Origin of the sequence: Microcoleus sp. Pol17C6 (genome assembly GCF_036701145.1) — a bacterium.
Classification (GTDB): domain Bacteria; phylum Cyanobacteriota; class Cyanobacteriia; order Cyanobacteriales; family Microcoleaceae; genus Microcoleus.
The window spans coordinates 27,067-46,022 of the sequence record NZ_JAUBQH010000018.1 but is presented as its reverse complement, the minus strand read 5'-3'; the positions used below and the strand labels follow the sequence as shown (position 1 = coordinate 46,022).

Genomic DNA, 18,956 nt, shown 5'->3' with positions numbered 1-18,956 from the left:
GAAACCGGGAATAAGCCCTCCATGCCTAAGTCTTGTTAGATAAGTATCGGAATAATAATTTTATGATTGCAACTATTTACAACTAAATCAGAAGAGAAATAAACCGGATTGTGACTCCCAATTTCCTAAGATATAGTAAGAAATAAACACGGAAAAGTCGAGAATATTTTTCATCGCCGAGAACGGTAAGAAAATTTGCGATCGCCCTTCCCGCGCGCTGCCTTCCCCTTAACGATAATTAGGGACTTAGGTAAAGCCTAAATCCCTAATTGAGCTACCGATTTTTGGCGATGACTGAAAGTGAAGCCAACCAGTCATTAGTGCGGTAACTTGCTGAGGGCGTGCCAAGTTCTGTAGCCTACAATTCCATCTTGCGGTAAAGCCTTGCTCAGTTGCAATTGTCGCACGGCTACATCTGTCATCGCCCCGAAGAATCCGTCAATGGAGCCGAAATAGTATCCATTGATTTTCAAGACATTCTGAACAATTTTAACAGCATTACCAGAACTGCCCTTCATGACGATCGGCATATTCACAGGTGCACCAGAGTATAGTGCTTCCCAAGTGATAGGGCCGACAATCCCATCTTCTTTTAAAAAAACGCGGTGTTGATAGCCTTTGACCGCGTTTTGAACTTGGACGCCGAAAATACCGTCAATCGGCCCGAAATAATAAGCCCAATGATATAAAAGCTGTTGTAGTTCCTTGACAGCTTGACCTGTTGAACCCATTTGTAAAGTGGGTTTGTTGACTCCCGTGGTTTCAGCAAATGTAAGACTTGATTGAGCAGTAGTATCGGCGACAAGAGCCATAGTTTCATTGTTCAAGCTTCTTTCTTCGGTATACATAATGTGGTTCCTCTCAACATTTAAGTTTTGGTGTTTGATATTTCAGGTATAACTGGTGGGATTTGTGGATGCACAGTCACTTTTTGGAGTGTCACTCATGTGAGTGTCACTCGTTTGAGTTACTCGTTGGTTTGTCATAACGAATACAAGTTGTAATATTTTTATGAGGACTTCCGTTGTCAATACAAACCAAGGGGTAAGGTGCGCGGTGGACACCTACCCAATACAAAGATGCGGGGTACGCACCCTACCAACTAATGTTGATTGTTTACTCAGTAAATTCTCGCAATGTTGGAATTAAATACTGTGTCAAAGTAAAGGCATCTAATCCTAATTCCGTCCGTTCTTTGGCAGCCATGATTCCGGCTTGAGCGTGCCACCAAGCTGCTGTTACAGCAATTGATTTAGGGGGGGACTTGCGGGCGATCGCAGTTGCTAATAGTCCCCCTAACAAGCCTGTGAGAACGTCGCCACTGCCGCCTCTGGCGAGGGCTGGGGTGCTTTCGGGATTGAGGTAGGTGATGGTACGTGAAGCGTAGCTATCCCGTAGGGAATCGCCCTCATCCTTCCAACTTATGCAAACTCTCGCTCCTTTGAGCAATATCGTTGCACCACAAAGCTGAACTGCTGCTTGAGTTGCCGCAATTCGATCATCGCCGGTTTCGTCGGCTAATTCGGGAAATAAACGCTTGAATTCACCCGGGTGAGGCGTGATAATTGTAAGTGCTGAACGTTCCGACAAAATCGGGACTGTGCCGAGTTGAGCGAGGATATTTAAACCGTCAGCATCTAAAACCAGAGGTCGATCGCTCTCCAGTAGAGATTCTACAGCTATTGCCGCTTCCAATGTCAGACCTGGCCCTGCGGCGATCGCATCATAGAGGCCCAAATCAATTGCTACTGGCAACTCGCTAATTGCACCGCTTTGGGTTTCGGGACATCCTATAATTAATGCCTCTGGCAACTGGCTGCTCAACATCGGTTTAATCGACTCAGGAACAGCGATTGACAGCATTCCGATGCCGCTTGCTCTTGCTCCCAATGCTGCCAAAATTGCTGCTCCGCTGTAGCGGCGGGAACCTGCAATAATTAGTAAGTGACCGTTGGTGTATTTGTGCGAAATTGGCGATCGGGGTAACGGCAAATGCTGAGTTGCCGATGCTTTTGTAATGCGTTGTATTGCTGGCGTTTCGCCCAATATTGCTGCAATATCTGCTGCAGGAATATCAAAATCAATTAATTCGGAACTCCCGATATATTCTAACGCTCTATCTTGCAGAAAGGCCATTTTCCACAAACCCAAACATAATGTATGTTTTGCCCGAATTGCTGTCCCCAAAACTTCTCCGGTATCTGTATGAATTCCCGATGGAATGTCTATACTTAAAATGGGTATGTTTAAATTATTTATTTCGTCAATAGCTGCCGCAGTGGCGTTATTAATTTCTCGTTCTAATCCAAATCCAAATAAACCATCTACAAGCCAATCGCAGTTTTTCAGCGGTTCAATTTTGTCAACAAATGGAATATTTAAAGAACGCGCATAATCAGCGTGATTTTTTGTTAGTTCTTTTAGTTTAGAAAACGGACAGTAAATAACTACTTGGAACCCTTGAAAGTGCAATTCGCGGGCAACAACCAAAGCATCGCCGCCGTTGTGTCCGGGGCCAACCAATACGCCGATAATTGGCAATTGAGAATTAACAAGATTTTTCCCTTCTTCCCTTTTCCTTCTATCCGTTAAATCCCGTACACTGCCCGTTGCCGAACTTCCTTCCACCTTCAAAAGCTGCTGAATGCGTCTAGCAATCAGTCCCGCGACTTTTTCCATTAAAGCTGCGACTGGCATTCCAGCAGCAAAAATTCTCGTTTCTATTTGCCGCATTTGGTCGGCGGTGACAACAAATTTTTGAATAGTCATATTAGTGCTAAAATTTCAGCTAACAGCAGCAGTGGCAAGTTGTAGTATCTTTGTGGTATAATAAATTAGCTCGATCGAACAAAGTAACAGTAAAATAGCAATTTCTCTCCAACCATGAACAAGATTGTTGTAGGCCTCTCCGGCGGGGTCGATAGTTCCGCAGCAGCCGCAATTTTACACCATCAGGGATATGAAGTGGTGGGTTTAACGCTGTGGTTGATGAAGGGCAAAGGTCAGTGCTGCTCTGAGGGAATGGTCGATGCAGCTAAAATTTGCGAAGATTTGGGCGTTCCCCACCACATTGTTGACAGCCGCGAGGTCTTTCAGGCAAGTATTGTCGATTATTTGGTGGAGGGTTACAGTGCAGGGGTTACGCCTTTGCCTTGTTCGCAGTGCAATAAAACTGTGAAGTTCGGGCCAATGCTTAAGTATGCTCGCGAAGAACTGGGAATTGAAAAAATCGCTACAGGCCACTACGCTCGGATTACTTACGATGCTGCTACAGGTCGTTATCAGTTGCTGCGGGCGATCGACCCTGCGAAAGATCAGTCTTATTTCTTGTACGATCTAACACAGGATTTGTTGGCGGGTACGGAATTTCCTTTGGGGGAAATTACCAAGACAGAAACTCGCAGAATTGCGGCAGAATTTGGCTTGACAACTGCTGATAAGCCGGAAAGTCAGGATTTATGCTTGGTGGAAAGTAACGGTTCGATGCGGGCTTTTCTGGATAAGTACATTGCGCCGCAAAAGGGTGACATTGTGGACAAGTCAGGACGGGTGCTCGGACAGCATGACGGTGTGCACCACTACACCATCGGGCAGCGGAAGGGACTCGGAATTGCTGCCGCGGAACCGCTGTATGTGATTGAACTCGATGCTGCTGGCAATCGGGTAATTGTGGGCGATCGACAGTTGGCAGTAGAATCTGAATGTACAGTCCAGAAAGTGAATTGGGTTTCTGTGGCTGCGCCGATGGCTCCGATTCGGGCTCAGGTACAGATTCGATATCGATCGCAACCCGTCCCCGCTACCATTATTCCTGTACAATCCTCCCAAGCAGAGGAAAAAGTCGGCGGTACAAGAGTTAAGTTGATTTTTGACGAACCGCAGTTGAGCATTACCCCCGGACAAGCGGCTGTTTGGTATGACGGAGAAGTGCTGTTGGGCGGCGGCATCATCGAAAGAAACCAACTCCCAGGTTGATTTAAGGGACAGGCGTGCTTACCCCACAAAAAACTTCCCACCAGAAAATTCACACTTTTTGGAACAGGCATCTTGCCTGTTTCAAGAAGCCCACAAGAAACTTCCCACCAGAAAATTCACACTTTGTGGAACAGGCAAGAGGCCTGTTCCAAAAGGAAACTTATATTTCATTTCACAGGGGTACATTTACCTAGCTAACTTTTTTTCCAAACGCAAGATATTTCCCCTAGCATTAGTACGGTAAACCCAAGTTTGCCTACCATCAGAAACCACAACCCGCCAACCTTCGACAATCATTTGACCGCAAATTTCATCCGCTTTCGAGAGTCCTAAACAAGTATTCGGCCAACTTTGTTCGCTCGATTCAGTTACTTTCAACTTGTCAGCACCAATGCCAGTGGAGTCCGACAACTCTCTGCGAACTGCTGCTGCTACGGTGGCGGGCAATTTGTTCGGGGGATTTTTGCGCGTACCCTCGGCAAAATTCCCCGGTTCGGAAATTAGAGTATTGAGTGCCAATACCGAATAGCTGATTTTATGGGACACCGCGGCTGAGGAAAATTGCTGCGCGGTTTGCTGCTGTTGCCTTTCCAACTGGGCAAGGGAATCTTTGAGAGCGCCCGCGTTAGCCGCAGCGGTGTGTCTTAGCGCCGGATACATTTCCCATACCAGAATTCCTGTCAGCACCAAAGCCAAGATTACAGGATTGGGCTGCTTTTGCTCTCGGTTTTTATTCTTTGGGGATTTATTTTTGGAGATTCTTTTCATCATACGCCCTCTGCCTCACTTTACACAATGCGCGATCGCTCCTGAACACTCAACTGCAGATACTTACTTAGACACTATTGCTGGTGCTATTGGTTCCTTTGTGCAGAACCGACTTGACTGCTGGTTGCTGGTGCGGCGCAAGTATTTCCTACTTGCTGCCGGCAGTTGTGTTTCAGGAAACTTGCACTACCCAGTTATTACTTAATTTTTACTTTTTGTCTCCGGGTATTAAGAAAAATTTATGCTTAAGTAAATATTCTTAAAAGCCTCTAATCCTGCCCCCGAATCTCAGTACAAATTACTATTCTGCGTTCCAAAACTGCTAAACGTGTTTTAGACTGTGGAAGGCGAACTGAGCCAAGGATATCACAGGGATGCCGCAAAATTTGTTGCAACAGGACGAAAACGCCTTAGAAATTAAATCAGCTATCGCTGATTAATTGTATTAGCATTGTGCTTTTCTAGAGCGAGTGTCCCCGAAACTACTTTAGTAGCGATCGCTACTTTTTTAGTATAATCTTATTTAAATGTATCAATTATGAACCGAAAATCCTTGGCTATCCATTTAATGGATCGGCTGAGCTATCCTCAAAAATTTACCTTAATCGGTTTTCTATTTGCAATACCGTTAACCTTAATCATGTACCTGCTGATTTCCGAAATTAACAGCAGGGTTGATTTTTCCCAAAAAGAAATCTACGGTAATCAATACCTGCGCCCGCTGCGCCAGTTGAGGGAATACATACCGAAACTTCAACTGTTAAATTATCAGAGTTTCAATCCTAATTTAAGCAATTCAGAATCCCGAACCGATTGAGAAGCCAAGATAGACAAGAATTTTCAAGCCCTAGCAAATACAGATTGCCAGATAGGAAACATATTAATGTCCAGTGAAAACTTTAATAAAATTTATCAAAATTGGCAAAATTTCAAACTTCGCCACAGCCAGTGGAGTTTAGAAAATTACAATTTTGTATATCAACGTTTAGCTGCCGAACTTAATAGACTGAGCGCTCGCGTCGGCGATCCTTCTAATCTAATTTTAGACCCCGATCTAGATACTTATTATTTGATGGATGCTACTTTGCTGAAGATTCCAGAAATCCCAAAAATTCTGTCAAAGATTAGGTTTATTTCTCAAATAAACAGCTTGCGTTCCGATCCCACACCTCAAGAAAGAGCGAAACTGATTACTTTGGCAGGCAAATTGAGAGAACTTAATCAGGATTTAGCTATCAACATGGAGGTAGGAATTAGCAATAAGTATCACGGGAATCTGAACCGGAAATTAAGTGAGAATTTGACCAACTTTAACTCGGTAGTAGAACACCTAACTGAGCAACTATATAAACTGATTAATCCCACGGCTTTAGTAGAATATTAGGCCTATCTTGATGGGAGCGATCGAGTGCTGAATTCGAGTTTTTAACTGTGGGATGGATCTCTCAATTAATTAGACTTTCTTCTGCAAAAACGCATTGATAGTTTTGTTGCCAAGAAACGCATAATTTCTATTGTGATGTCAATAACCTTAGCCCTAGTTATTTATTTGTAAGTTTTTACATAAGCGTTATGCAAACTGTATTTGTCCTTGACGAAGCTGTAAAAAAGATGGCAAGCGGCAATCTTGACCACAAAATTATTTTGGATAACAGAGATGAACTCGGGCAAGTTGTGGGGGCGTTTAACCAAATTGCCGATGCCTTAGTTGGTGCAAATCAAAAAATTACTGTTCTCAACGATCGCCTAAAAGCTGAAAATATGCGAATGAGCGCAGAACTAGACGTTACTGGCAAAATTCAGCAGATGCTGCTGCCGCAAGACCGAGAGCTCAAGGAAGTTATCGGCTTAGGTATTGCGGGATTTATGGAAGCTGCTGAGAAAGTAGGCCGCGACTATTACTACGTACTGCAGCACAAAGGTAGAGTGAAAATTGGCATTGGCGATGTGACGGGACACGGATTGGAGAGCGGCGTTTTAATGATTATGGTTCAAACGGCTGTGCGAACTTTGCTCGCCTACAACGAAGCCGATCCGGTGAGATTTTTAACTGCTATTAACAGTGTAATTTATGATAACGTGCAGCGGATGAAATCCCATAAAAATGCTATCCTTGCTTTGCTAGGTTATCAGCAAGGAATGCTGAAGTTGAGCGGCCAGCACGAAGAAATGATTGTCGTGCGGTGTAACGGTTCTGTCGAGCGGTTTGATACGATGGATTTGGGTTTCCCGATCGGGCTGGATGCAGATATTGCTGAATTTGTTGCTGAAAAAATTGTGCATTTGCATTCAGGAGATGTGGTAGTGCTGTACACTGACGGGATTACGGAAGCTAAAAATATGGATAAACTGCTTTATGGTTTAGATAGATTAATTGAGGTAATAGAGATTAATTGGCAGCGTTCGGCTGGCGAAATCAGGCAGGCTGTAATTAAGGACGTGCGAGCGCACATCCGCGAACAAAAAGTTTTTGATGACATCACCTTGCTGGGACTCAAACAAAAATAACTCTTTGCATCTCCCTTCTAAAGTTTAAAATATATTCAGTGATCCCCATCATCTCAAACTTTAGCTCTCACATCGATATGAGTCAAATTTTCGGCGATTTCATCGAGCAGCCCGCTAGCCAAGAATACTTAATAATTGGATTTTCTCCCAGTTCGGTTCCTCTCAAGCAGCGGTGGCGGAACAACGGTTTGTCGGCGGATTTTCTGGCTGACTACCTGACGACTTTTTTTCCGGGCAACCAAGATGAGCCCTCGACAATTGAAAGACAAGCTGAAATAAAAAGCGCTGTTAGCTACATTGCCAACGAGTTATTGGAAAATGCCATGAAGTTTAATGATCAAACCTCGGAGTACCCGATCGATATTAAACTGCAATTAGAGAGCGACGGAATGATTTTCTCAGTTGCTAATAGCATCTCTCCCCAATCTGTGGACAAGTTTCAGGCTTACATTCACCAGTTGCTGACCTCAGATCCCAGCGAACTTTACATTCAGCGGTTGGAAAAAAATGCTGCTGACGAAAGCTGTACCAATTCTGGATTGGGTTTGTTGACCATGCTCACAGATTATAGCGTCAAACTTGGCTGGAAATTCCAGACCGTACACAAAGACCCGGAAGTAATTGCGGTGACAACTATGGTGCAATTAACAGTATAAGCAACGCTGGCGCTAGATAATATCTAAGGGACTTTTTTTTTGTGGCTATGGAAATTAATACAGAAGATTACCGGATCTGTTACGATCCAGCAACGGCAACCGTGAGTTTTATTGGATCTCTAAGGCTGAGCGGGCCTGCGGAGTACGCGCCGATAGCGCAGTTCCTGACGAAGGTTGGCGACTTGGAACCGACGAAAATTACCCTCAATTTGCAGCAGTTAGAATTTTTGAACAGTTCAGGCATCAATATGCTATCGAAGTTTATTATCGAGATCCGCAAAACAGCCCGGGTGCAAATGGCGGTACAAGGCTCTCAAAGCATAGGTTGGCACGGCAAATCTTTGAGGAATTTCCAGCGCCTGATGCCGGGTTTGCAGTTGGAATTTCTATAGATAGACTATTACTTTTAGGGTGCGAGCTGTTGAGCAATTTTTTGTTAGTCGAGGCGCAAATTCTAGAGTTATGCTGGAAGAACAACCATCTAGAGAACAGCTACTTTTAGAGATAGAAAGATTGCGCCAGCAAGTGGAAGACTTGAAGGAGGAAAAAGCGGATCTGGAAATCTTGCTGGAAACTACTGCTGAACATTCCGATACGGTTGAAACTGAGTTACGCTCTCGCGCATTCGAGGCCGTGCGCGAAGGTGAAATCAAGCTGGCTCAATTTCTAGAAGCGATTCCCATAGGCGTGCTCGTGCTGGATTCTAAAGGCAGACCTTACTACGTAAATCACGCCGGACAGCAGTTACTCGGTCAAGGAGTTTTGCCCTTAAAGGCAGTTGAGGATTTGTCAGAAAGTTATCAAATTTATATTGCGGGAACTGAGACTATCTACCCTTTCGAGAATTTGCCTATCGTCCGAGCTTTGAGGGGCGAAAACGCGACGGCTGAAAATCTGGAAATTCATCAACCCGACAAGAAAGTTCCCCTTGAGATTTGGGGAACGCCAATTTTTGACGAGGGTGGCAAAATTGCTTTTGCGATCGCAGTTTTTCAAGATGTCACGGAACGCAAAGAAGCTGAAGCCGATCGCCATTTATTTATTAAGAAACTATTTGACCTCAACCAAAATTTAGAAAAATCCCTGGATGCCGAATCAGACTTAACTGATGCCTACGGTAGATTTGTGCCGCACCAATTTCTAAATTTGTTGGGATATGAAAGTATTATAGATGTCCATTTAGGCGACCAAGTGCAGCAGGAAATGTCGGTGCTATTTTCGGATATTCGCGACTTCACGACGCTTTCAGAAACTATGACTCCCCAAGAAAATTTTAAATTTATCAATGCTTACCTTTCACGAATGGAGCCGGCAATTACTAGCAATAACGGGTTTATTGACAAATACATCGGCGATGCAATTATGGCTTTGTTTAGTGACTTTGCAGATGATGCAGTGAAAGCGGGTATTGCAATGCTAAATATCCTGAAGAATTATAACGAATACCGTCAAGGCGTCGGCTACGTCCCGATTCAAATTGGCATTGGCATCAATTCGGGTTCTTTGATGCTGGGGACAGTCGGGGGTATAAGCCGAATGGACAGCACTGTGATTAGCGATGCTGTTAATTTAGCATCTCGCATTGAAGGATTGACCAAAGATTACGGCGTACCTTTGTTAATTTCTCAGCAGACTTTGGAACGGTTGCGAAATCCGACAGATTATGCTATTAGGATTGTGGATAAAGTACAGGTAAAAGGAAAATCTCAATATGTCGTAGTCTATGAGGTATTTGATGCAGACCCGCCGGAAAGTTTGTCGGCAAAGCTAGCAAATTTGTCTCTATATAATGAAGCTATGTTACTGTGCGATCGCAAGGACTTCCGAGAAGCTGGAAAATTATTTGAAGAGTGTTTGCGAACAAATCCCAGCGATCATGTAGCTCGCATTTACCTGAAACGCTGTCGGGATTGGCGATCGCTCCTTAAAGGAATTTAAAGCAAGTTAGTCGATTTTAGATTTTAGATTTTAGATTTTAGATTTACTCCACAGATGAATCGGGGATATTGAACAAGAGTCTAAAATTTTGAGCTGCTTACGACTTCGGTCAGAAAACCAGTATCCGTTGTTGGGATGATTCATGACTCATGACTCATTTTAAATCCGCTTACATCTGACATTTTGCACCATTCTTGCTTAACAGGTCCCAACTACCTGTTCCACAAAAAGCTAAGCTAATGCGCCTTTAAATTGCATGGTCAAATAAACTTTCACTCTTGTGGGGTGAGAACGAAAGACCGTCCTCAACACAAAATTTAAATGCACAACAGCTTACCTCACAAAGTAATCCAAGCCCGGAGAGCTTTCTGGGATGAAGAAAACAGAGGCCTGTCCCGTGTTTAAAATCCTCCACAACATCATCAACAATCGAGCTTTTAGGCACAACCCAGAGACTTTCAAGAAAAGCCGAATTATCCCTGGTACGACACTGGGTTTTAAAATGAAGCGTTTATATTTTCAAGGCACTACAACTAAAATATATCTTGAGAGTGGTGACTGACTCCTAAAATCTGTAAAAGGTGTAAAATATAAATAGCTTTATACTTGTTACTTCTGAGGGTTCTCAAAATAGAACGGCTTAGGGCGAAAAAACCAGCGATCGGTAATTTGGTGCGAGAACGGCGGCCAGCGCTGAACCTGTCTCAGAAAAAGTTGGCGAAGGAATTAGGGATGACCTTACCCCGATTAATCGTTTAATCGTTGCGAAAATGGACACGCTACAACTTCTCGCTTGCCACTCAAGCAAATTGAGATATTGCTGGATGAGTTAGGTAATTCGTCAGATGCAACGCTTCGCGAATGCAGTAAGGCGCTGCGAGCAAGATATTTTCGGATAAGGAGTACAAAGGGTGAGTGTAGAGGGAATCAACAGCATTTTCAGAAATATTCGACTACTTCCCTATGGTGTGGCGACCCTCTCCGTGGCTCTGGCACTGGCGCTAACCCGATCGCTTTTACCGTGGCTCTACCCAACCACGACGCCCCTGTTTTTCATCGCGGTGATGGTGAGTGCCTGGTATGGCAGTTTAGGGCCTGGGTTTCTGGCAACAATTTTATCCACACTGGCAATCAACTATTTTTTTATTGAGCCGTTCTATTCCTTAAAGATCGCTAATGTAGAGACAATTGTTCGGCTGGGTATATTTTCGATCGTCGTAGGATTGAGCGCTTCACTCAATCTATCGTGGCGCAAGGCTCTAAAAAATGCGAAAGCAGCCTTGCAAACTTTACAGGAGATAAGGTCGCTAGAACAAAAAGCCCAGCTTCAGGGCCAAATAGCACAAACTGCGGCGACTGCGGCAAAAGAACAGCTAGAAACGGTACTTTCTAGCATCAACGATGGGTTTTACATCCTCGATCGAGATTGGCGCTACACCTATGCCAACGATCGCTACTGTGAAATGGTTGGAATGCAGCGGTCAGAGCTTCTGGGTCAGAACGTTTGGGAGCTATTTCCGGCTGCCGTTGACACCGATGCTTACGTGCAGTTTCATCGGGCAATGCGCGAACAAACGCCGCTCAAGTTTGATTATCTCTACTCACCTTGGAAGGGTTGGCATCACCATCGAATTTACCCTTCGCCCAGTGGACTGACCGTTGTGCTTGCTGACATCACCGATCGCAAACAGGCCGAACTCCTGCTAATCGAGCAGAAACGACTGCTGGAGTCGATCGCATTCGGACAGCCACTAGACGACTGTCTGGCAGCCGTGTGTGAGTCAGTATCCAGGCTGAATCCGGGTACCCGCGCGGGCTTTCTGCTAGCAGATGCTCAGGGGCTGACGTTTAACAGATCCATTACTCCAGACTTTCCAGCGTCTTTTGGTGAAGGACTCCAAGATGCTCCGATTAACGATTTGTGCATTGGAACCTGTGGCGAAGCAGTGTATAGCGGCCAGCCCGTGACCTGCGCCGACATTGCTAACGACGATCGCTGGTCGCAAGCATGGCGAAATTTATGCGTGGCTCATGGCATTCTAGCCTGTCATTCTCAGCCCGTGTTCAGGCACGACCATCTAGCTCTGGGGTCGCTGATGCTTTGCTTTAGCGAGGCGCGGAGGCCGACGGATTGGGAACATAAACTCGCCGAGTTCGGCACCCAAGTTGCCAGCATCGCCTTCGATCGCGATCGATCGTTCCAGGCGTTGCGCGAGAGCGAAGAACAGCTTCGATTGGCTTGCGAAGGCGGCAATTTTGGTTTGTGGTATTGGGATATAGAAACAGACACGCTGAGTTTTACGGATAGAGCCAAAGCGATGTTTGGTTTACCTGTCAATACAGCAATGTCGATGCAGGTGTTTTTAGAAGCCGTGCATCCCGACGATCGCCCATTCCTTCACACCGTCCTCAGTGAGTTAAAAGCGAATCAACCGCATACTGAAATAGAGTATCGGACGCTGTGGGCAGATGGCACCGTTCGTTGGATTTTGGCAAAGGGCGATTGCGCCTACAACGCTGAGGGCATGATAATTTCGACGCGGGGCGTATTAATCGACATCAGCGATCGCAAACAAGCCGAAGAAGCGTTGCGTCAAAGCGAAGAGCAGAGTCGGAACATTCTGGAAAGCATTGATGATGGATTCTTTTCCCTGGATGAGAATTGGCGTTTCACATACCTGAATCGGTCAGCGGAAATTCTGCTAGACCGCACTTCGGGCGATCTGATGCGGAAGAATTTGTGGGAAGAATTTCCAGGACTCAAGGGCAGCGAGTTTGAGCGGGTTTATCGGCGCGTGGCCAACGAGCGCGCGGCTTTATCAGTCACGGCGTTTTATCCCGACCACGATCGGTGGTATGACGTTCGCACCTACCCTGCCGCGAACGGGATTACCATTTATTTCCGAAATGTCACCGATGGAAAACTTGCCGAGGAGGTATTGCAACAACGAGAAGCAGAACTTCGTTTAGTTACCAATGCCGTGCCTGCCTTGATCACCTTTGTAGACTCAGACCAATACTACCGCTTCAACAATCGAGCATATGAAGAATGGTTTGGACATCCGGCAGCGCAAATCTATGGCAAGCACCTTCAAGAGGTTTTAGGTGAAACTGGGTATGAAGGGGTTCGTCCTTATGTTGAGCAAGTCTTGGCAGGACAGGAAGTGACCTTTGAAACCCAAATTCCCTACAAAGATGGTGTCACCCGTTATGTCAATGCGACTTATGTTCCCCGCTTCAATAGCCAGGGAAAAGTTGAAGGGTTTGTAGCACTGGTCAACGATATCACCGATCGCAAACAAGCCGAAGCCACACTACGGGAGAGTGAGGAACGGTTCCGGCTGATGGCAGATGCCGCCCCTGTGCTGATTTGGATGTCGGGCACCGATAAACTCTGTTATTACTTCAACCTCCCGTGGCTAAACTTTACCGGACGGACGATCGAGCAAGAAAGGGGCAATGGTTGGACAGAAGGAGTCCACCCCGACGACCTCGATCGGTGTTTAGACACCTATGTGACTGCCTTTGATGCCCGTCAACCGTTCAAGATGGAATATCGCTTGAAACGCTGTGATGGCATATACCGTTGGGTTATGGATGAAGCTGTTCCTCGCTACGGATTGGAAGGTGAGTTCTTGGGCTACATCGGCTCTTGTGTTGATATTGAAGACCACAAACAAGCTGAGGAAGCCCTGCGCCAGAGTGAATCCCGCCTCCGTCTGATCTTTGAAAGCGCCAAAGATTATGCCATCTTCACCATCGACCTTAACGGCATCATTGCCAGTTGGAACTCAGGGGCAGAAAGGCTGTTGGGCTATACCGAGACAGAAGCTATTGGTTGCCCCAGTCGGATGATCTTCACGCCCGAAGATAACGAACAAGGACAACCCGAGTACGAGAGGCAAACGGCTCTACTGCAAGGACGGGCAGAAGACGAACGCTGGCACGTCCGCAAAGATGGGAATCGCTTTTGGGCGAGTGGATTGATGATGCCCCTGCTTAATGAAGCCGATTGTCCGCAGGGATTTGTCAAAATCATGCAGGACAAGACCGCACAACGGCAAGCAAGTGAGCGACTGCAATTGCTGTATGAAACTACCCGCGATCTGATGCAGACAGAAAAGCCTCTGGCTTTGATGGACACGCTATTCCGCAAACTTGCAGTGCAACTCGATCTGCACTCTTACTACAATTTCATGGTGGAAGAAAAAGACAACCGCCGGATGCTGCATTTGAGAAACTATGATGGCATCTCTGAAGAAAGGGCGCAGGCGATCGCCTGGATCGAATTAGGGGAATATCTCTGTGGATTTGTTGCCCAAACGCAGCAGCAACTTGTCTTGAATCAAGCCGAACTCTCCACTCATCCGAATGCTAAAGCCGTCTCTGAACTGGGCATGACGGCTTACGTGGGTCAACCGTTAATCGCTCAAGGGCAGTTATTAGGAACGCTCTCATTTGCCAGTCGGACTCGGACGCACTTTACGCCTGCAGAAATCGATATGCTGGGATCGACCTGCGACCAGATCGCGATCGCTCTGGAACGGGCAAACCTGAACGATTCACTCCAGCAGCAAGCGGAACAGCTAAGACAGGCAAATCGGATCAAGGATGAGTTTTTAGCGGTTCTATCCCATGAATTGCGATCGCCCCTCAATCCCATCCTGGGCTGGTCAAAGCTGCTGCAAACTGGCAAGCTAGATGCGGCAAAAACTGCACAGGCGTTAGCGACTATCGAACGCAACGCCAAGCTGCAAGCTGAATTGATTGAAGATTTGCTTGATGTCTCGAAAATTCTCCAAGGCAAGCTCAGTCTTAATATTCGTCCAGTCGATTTAGCTTTAACCGTGGAATCGGCGATCGAAACTGTCAATTTGGCTGCTGTTGCCAAATCCATTGATATTCGGACTGTGTTAGATCCTCAGATCGGACAAATTTTGGGGGATTCGGGCCGTTTGCAGCAAGTAGTCTGGAATCTTGTTTCCAATGCGGTCAAATTCACTTCAGCCGGGGGGCGCGTTGAGGTGAATTTGACTCGTGTTGGCAATCACGCTCAAATTAAGGTGGCGGATACAGGGATAGGCATCGCACCGGAGTTTTTACCCTACGTGTTTGACTACTTCCGGCAAAAAGATGGCGCTACAACCCGCAAGTTTGGGGGCTTGGGATTGGGGCTGGCGATCGTGCGCCATCTAGTGGAACTCCACGGCGGCACCGTTGCCGCAGATAGCCCGGGTGAAGGGCTAGGAGCTACCTTTACTGTAAGACTCCCCCTATCAGGGAAGGTAAGACAAGAAAAGTCTCTTGCAGGACTTTCGGAACGATCGACTGCGGATGAACCGTTATCTGGGATGCGGATACTGGTTGTAGATGATGAGCCGGATATGCGAGAGTTGATTTCCTTTTTGCTAGAAGATGCAGGTGCAGAGGTACTGACTCTTGCTGTCCCTCAAGAAGTCCTCACAGCGTTGACTAATTTCCAGCCCGATGTCCTGTTGAGCGACATTGGAATGCCGGGGATGGATGGCTATATGCTGTTGCGGCAAGTGCGAGTCCTGCCGCCAGAACGGGGTGGGCTGATTCCCGCGATCGCCCTGACGGCCTATGCGGGCGAGTTTAATCAACAGCAAGCTTTGCAAGCTGGATTTCACCGACATCTGGCAAAGCCGATCGAACCGGATCAATTAATTAAGACGATCGCCGCACTTCTTAGCAAGAACACTCATGACCCCGCAATCTATAAAGATTGACCCGAAGGATCTCAAACCGAGCGGACATCACCAAGCTTTTAAGTTGCTCTGGTTAGGCAGCGATATTTGTATTACAGGAGAATCTATCAATAAATCCGGTTTCTAGTCTAACAGTGCGTAAGTCCTGATAATATAATCAATAATTTGGAGTGTCAAAAAAAGACGATGGGAATTAACAAGCACCAGCCTAGAATACATATAAAACCTTCAGTGATTAAAGCGATAGCTCTGTTCTTTCTGTGCTGCTTGTTAACGGCAAGTTGCGGGCAGGGATCACGTCGATCGGTGAATGCGAGCGGCGAAAATGCTAATAACCGCATTACTATTGGCACAACCTTGAAATTGCGGACGATCGACCCTGCGGACGGTTACGAAACATTATCAGGACAATTGCTGCGAAATTTGGGCGACACTCTCTACACCTACGAGTCTGGAACTACAAAGTTAATCCCCCACTTAGCGACAGCAATGCCAAAAGTTAGCCAAGACGGATTGACATATACAATCCCCTTGCGTCAAGGCGTTATTTTTCACGATGACACACCGTTTAACGCCGCAGCAATGGAATTTTCCTTGCAGCGGTTTATCAAAAATGGTGGCAGTCCGGCTATGTTGTTGAGCGATGCAGTAGAATCGGTGAAAGCCACGGGCGAATATGAATTAACTTTTCAACTCAAAAAGCCTTTTTCTGCTTTTCCTTCCCTGTTGACATTTTCCGGTATGTGTGCTGTTTCTCCGAAAGCATACGAGATTGGACAGGGTAAATTTAAACCCGATTCGTTTGTGGGAACTGGACGTTACAAGCTGGCGAAGTACGGCAGCGATTCTCTCAAGTTTGACGTGTTTGAAAAGTATTGGGGGGAAAAGCCTGTTAATCAAGGAATTGACATTTTGCTGCTTTCTAGTTCGTCAAATTTGTTCAATACTTTTCAGACTGGTGCCGTTGATGTGGCTTATTTGTCTCTGGATGCAGACCAAGTTCAAAGCTTGGACGAGGGAGCAAAAAAAGGGAAATGGCAGGAAATCGCGGGGGAAAGCAGTACGGTTAATTACATAACGCTGAACACCAAGTCTAAACCGCTGGACAAGTTAGAAGTCAGACAGGCTATCGCAGCAGTGATGGATCGCCCGGTGATTAACGAGCGCGTACTGCGGGGACAAGCACAACCGCTTTACAGTCTGATTCCCACAAACTTCGACGTTCAAAAACCGGTTTTTAAAGAACTCTACGGTGATGCCAACACGACAAAGGCTAAGGAACTTTTAACGAAAGCGGGATACTCTGCCACAAATCCTTTCGTTCTGCCAATTTGGTATGCTTCATCTTCCACAAAACGAGCTTTAGTGGTGAGCATGATGGAGGCGCAAGCTAAACTCAAAATGGACGGGATAATGAAGGTAGAAATTAACAGCGTGGAATCTCCGACTTTGTTTCAAAACATCGAGAAGGGAATTTATCCTGCGGTTTTAGTGGATTGGTCCGCCGACTTTTTTGACGCTGACAATTACATCCACCCGTTTTTAGATTGTGCGACAGGTTCCGAGGCTGAGGGCTGCTCCAAGGGTCAAAGTCAAGGTCAGGGTTCGTTTTATTATAGCGATCAGGTAAATCAACTGATCGACAAGCAGCGCAAAGAAACAAACCCTGAAACCCGCAAAGCCATATTTGCCGAAATTCAAGACATACTGGGTAAAGATGTACCTTTCATCCCTCTTTGGCAGGATAAGGACTATACTTTTGCTCAGAACAGCATCACCGGCGTCCGTCTAGAACCGACGCAATCTTTTCCTTTTTGGTTCCTGAAAAAGCAATAATTCGTTACAATAATAGAGGGGAGTTGAAACGTCAATAATTATTGCATATTTTGTACACAATAGGGTGATGATTGTCACAGTTTATCAAAGAGACTGATCACCCTAACCTATTTAATAATGTGGGATATTATTAAAAGAGAGATATTGCTGAGGGTGGGTATATGAAACTTGGGATTTTAACAACAACAGGGCTGGTAATTGCGATGGGCTTAGCCTCGGGAGTAAAGGCAGAAAACGTATCCCACGTCAAGCAATTATTAGAAACTAAAAAATGTAACCAATGCGACTTGACAGGAGCACAACTTGCTGGTATGAATCTGAGCGGGGCAGATTTGAGCGGTGCGAATCTCAGAGGTGCAAATTTGAACGGTGCAAATTTGGACGAAGCCAAACTGAATGAAGCAAATCTGAAACAAGCTAAATTGCAAGGTGCGAGTTTAATTGGGGCTAAAATGCACGGGGCTAATTTGGAGGGTGCTGATCTGAGCCGCGCTAATCTGAGTTTGGCGGGTTTAGTGATTGCAAGTTTGAAAAATACCAACCTCACCAGCGCTAATTTAATCGGCGCTAATTTAGAAAGCGCCAATTTGGCGGGTGCAAACCTGAGAAATGCTCGCCAGTCTGTAGCGAATTTAGCTAATATCAGCCTCAGAGGTGGCAGTTTGTCGGGAATAGACGTACAGGGAGTCAACTTGCGGGATGCAAATTTGACCAATGCAAATTTGAACGGTGCAAATTTGAACGGTTCAGACTTGACAGGTGCTAATTTAAAGAATGCCAATATGGCAAATGTAGATTTAGAAAACGCTTCTTTGCCGTAGGACGATCGCCAATTGCTATATCAAATGCTGGTGCTTAACAAACTTAATATAATAAGGTAGGGGCAATTCTGAAATTGCCCCTATAGTTTTAATTGTATGATTTATCTTGTTCCAGGTCGCTGCGTAGGTCAATCGATTTTAGATTTTAGATTAAAGAATTGAAGCATTGACCCCACGGATAAATTCGGGGGCTTGTATCCTGGATGCTTCCGGTCATTGTTCGGTGTGCGAAGCTTTTCCCTGGCGTCTGCGATTGCTTCATATTTCGATCTAGGCTCAATCTTCCTCGTTAGCATCTTTGGCGAAGCGGATAATGTCATCATCGCCGAGGTATTCACCATTTTGGATTTCAATCATCACCAGAGGAATAACGCCTGGATTTTCTACGCGGTGAGCAGTATTCATGGGAACGTAGGTTGACTGTTTCTGCATGAGAATCGTCTCTTTGTCGTCGCAGATAACTTTAGCGGTACCGGAGACAACAACCCAGTGCTCGCTGCGGTGATAGTGCATTTGGGTGCTGATGTGATGCCCCGGCTTGACTTCAATGCGATTGATCTTATAACGATCGCCCGCGTCTATGACTGTAACTTGACCCCAATAGCGGGTTTGTGTGCGATCGTCAATTTTTTCGATTGTGTCCACTGTTTCCACCATCCTGTTTATCTCGCCAACGGTGTTTGCAAAAATAGCTGTAGTTCAAAGTATAACAGGGATAGGGTAAG

General features: G+C 45.8%; 14 protein-coding genes. 10 read left to right on the top strand and 4 right to left on the bottom strand.

What is annotated here, in order from left to right:
* Positions 1-317 precede the first annotated feature (317 nt).
* Both QUA25_RS11490 and QUA25_RS11485 read right to left on the bottom strand, forming a co-directional pair.
* Complete coding sequence (locus QUA25_RS11490) at positions 318-848, bottom strand: peptidoglycan-binding protein (protein ID WP_333037722.1); 531 nt, start codon at positions 846-848, stop codon at positions 318-320.
* Between the two features lie 268 nt (positions 849-1,116).
* Positions 1,117-2,769: an NAD(P)H-hydrate dehydratase gene (locus tag QUA25_RS11485; protein ID WP_333037719.1), complete on the bottom strand. Its 1,653-nt coding sequence runs from the start codon at positions 2,767-2,769 to the stop codon at positions 1,117-1,119.
* A 114-nt stretch (positions 2,770-2,883) separates the two neighbouring features.
* Here QUA25_RS11485 and mnmA point away from each other — a divergent pair, with 114 nt between their 5' ends.
* Positions 2,884-3,975, top strand: coding sequence for a tRNA 2-thiouridine(34) synthase MnmA (mnmA, locus tag QUA25_RS11480; RefSeq protein ID WP_333037717.1), 1,092 nt, complete (start codon positions 2,884-2,886; stop codon positions 3,973-3,975).
* Positions 3,976-4,161: 186 nt separating this feature from the next.
* Here the strand turns inward: mnmA and QUA25_RS11475 are convergent, their stop codons facing one another.
* Positions 4,162-4,746, bottom strand: a complete 585-nt coding sequence (locus QUA25_RS11475) for a hypothetical protein (RefSeq protein ID WP_333037715.1) — start codon at positions 4,744-4,746, stop codon at positions 4,162-4,164.
* Between the two features lie 535 nt (positions 4,747-5,281).
* Here QUA25_RS11475 and QUA25_RS11470 point away from each other — a divergent pair.
* The 9 genes from QUA25_RS11470 (at position 5,282) to QUA25_RS11430 (ending at position 18,231) form a co-directional block, all read left to right on the top strand.
* Positions 5,282-5,560: a hypothetical protein gene (locus QUA25_RS11470; protein WP_333037712.1), complete on the top strand. Its 279-nt coding sequence runs from the start codon at positions 5,282-5,284 to the stop codon at positions 5,558-5,560.
* 66 nt (positions 5,561-5,626) lie between these two features.
* Entirely contained in the window at positions 5,627-6,127 is a 501-nt protein-coding gene (locus tag QUA25_RS11465) for a hypothetical protein (RefSeq protein ID WP_333037710.1), read from the top strand.
* A 188-nt stretch (positions 6,128-6,315) separates the two neighbouring features.
* Positions 6,316-7,251 (top strand): PP2C family protein-serine/threonine phosphatase, encoded by a 936-nt coding sequence (locus QUA25_RS11460; RefSeq protein WP_333037709.1) that lies wholly within the window; start codon positions 6,316-6,318, stop codon positions 7,249-7,251.
* Between the two features lie 77 nt (positions 7,252-7,328).
* Positions 7,329-7,907 carry a DUF6272 family protein gene (locus QUA25_RS11455; RefSeq protein WP_333037707.1) on the top strand — a complete coding sequence of 193 codons (579 nt, stop codon included), beginning with the start codon at positions 7,329-7,331 and terminating at the stop codon, positions 7,905-7,907.
* A gap of 47 nt (positions 7,908-7,954) precedes the next feature.
* Positions 7,955-8,299, top strand: coding sequence for a slr1659 superfamily regulator (locus tag QUA25_RS11450; protein ID WP_333037814.1), 345 nt, complete (start codon positions 7,955-7,957; stop codon positions 8,297-8,299).
* A 70-nt stretch (positions 8,300-8,369) separates the two neighbouring features.
* Positions 8,370-9,845, top strand: a complete 1,476-nt coding sequence (locus QUA25_RS11445; protein ID WP_333037705.1) for an adenylate/guanylate cyclase domain-containing protein — start codon at positions 8,370-8,372, stop codon at positions 9,843-9,845.
* Positions 9,846-10,756: 911 nt separating this feature from the next.
* The gene (locus QUA25_RS11440) at positions 10,757-15,595 is read left to right on the top strand and encodes a PAS domain S-box protein (protein WP_333037702.1); all 4,839 of its coding nucleotides are present in this window, start codon (positions 10,757-10,759) and stop codon (positions 15,593-15,595) included.
* A gap of 165 nt (positions 15,596-15,760) precedes the next feature.
* Positions 15,761-17,410 carry an ABC transporter substrate-binding protein gene (locus QUA25_RS11435; protein WP_333037701.1) on the top strand — a complete coding sequence of 550 codons (1,650 nt, stop codon included), beginning with the start codon at positions 15,761-15,763 and terminating at the stop codon, positions 17,408-17,410.
* A 161-nt stretch (positions 17,411-17,571) separates the two neighbouring features.
* The gene (locus tag QUA25_RS11430; RefSeq protein ID WP_333037700.1) at positions 17,572-18,231 is read left to right on the top strand and encodes a pentapeptide repeat-containing protein; all 660 of its coding nucleotides are present in this window, start codon (positions 17,572-17,574) and stop codon (positions 18,229-18,231) included.
* A 276-nt stretch (positions 18,232-18,507) separates the two neighbouring features.
* On the opposite strand, the gene QUA25_RS11425 is transcribed toward QUA25_RS11430, so the two are convergent.
* Complete coding sequence (locus QUA25_RS11425) at positions 18,508-18,888, bottom strand: cupin domain-containing protein (protein WP_445242214.1); 381 nt, start codon at positions 18,886-18,888, stop codon at positions 18,508-18,510.
* Positions 18,889-18,956: the final 68 nt, after the last annotated feature.

Coding starts and splice junctions, on each gene's coding strand:
- mnmA (WP_333037717.1), top strand. CDS start 2,884: ATGAACAAGATTGTTGTAGGCCTCTCCGGCGGGGTCGATAGTTCCGCA.
- QUA25_RS11455 (WP_333037707.1), top strand. CDS start 7,329: ATGAGTCAAATTTTCGGCGATTTCATCGAGCAGCCCGCTAGCCAAGAA.
- QUA25_RS11490 (WP_333037722.1), bottom strand. CDS start 848: ATGTATACCGAAGAAAGAAGCTTGAACAATGAAACTATGGCTCTTGTC.
- QUA25_RS11450 (WP_333037814.1), top strand. CDS start 7,955: ATGGAAATTAATACAGAAGATTACCGGATCTGTTACGATCCAGCAACG.
- QUA25_RS11475 (WP_333037715.1), bottom strand. CDS start 4,746: ATGATGAAAAGAATCTCCAAAAATAAATCCCCAAAGAATAAAAACCGA.
- QUA25_RS11430 (WP_333037700.1), top strand. CDS start 17,572: ATGAAACTTGGGATTTTAACAACAACAGGGCTGGTAATTGCGATGGGC.
- QUA25_RS11435 (WP_333037701.1), top strand. CDS start 15,761: ATGGGAATTAACAAGCACCAGCCTAGAATACATATAAAACCTTCAGTG.
- QUA25_RS11485 (WP_333037719.1), bottom strand. CDS start 2,769: ATGACTATTCAAAAATTTGTTGTCACCGCCGACCAAATGCGGCAAATA.
- QUA25_RS11445 (WP_333037705.1), top strand. CDS start 8,370: ATGCTGGAAGAACAACCATCTAGAGAACAGCTACTTTTAGAGATAGAA.
- QUA25_RS11460 (WP_333037709.1), top strand. CDS start 6,316: ATGCAAACTGTATTTGTCCTTGACGAAGCTGTAAAAAAGATGGCAAGC.
- QUA25_RS11425 (WP_445242214.1), bottom strand. CDS start 18,888: ATGGTGGAAACAGTGGACACAATCGAAAAAATTGACGATCGCACACAA.
- QUA25_RS11465 (WP_333037710.1), top strand. CDS start 5,627: ATGTCCAGTGAAAACTTTAATAAAATTTATCAAAATTGGCAAAATTTC.
- QUA25_RS11470 (WP_333037712.1), top strand. CDS start 5,282: ATGAACCGAAAATCCTTGGCTATCCATTTAATGGATCGGCTGAGCTAT.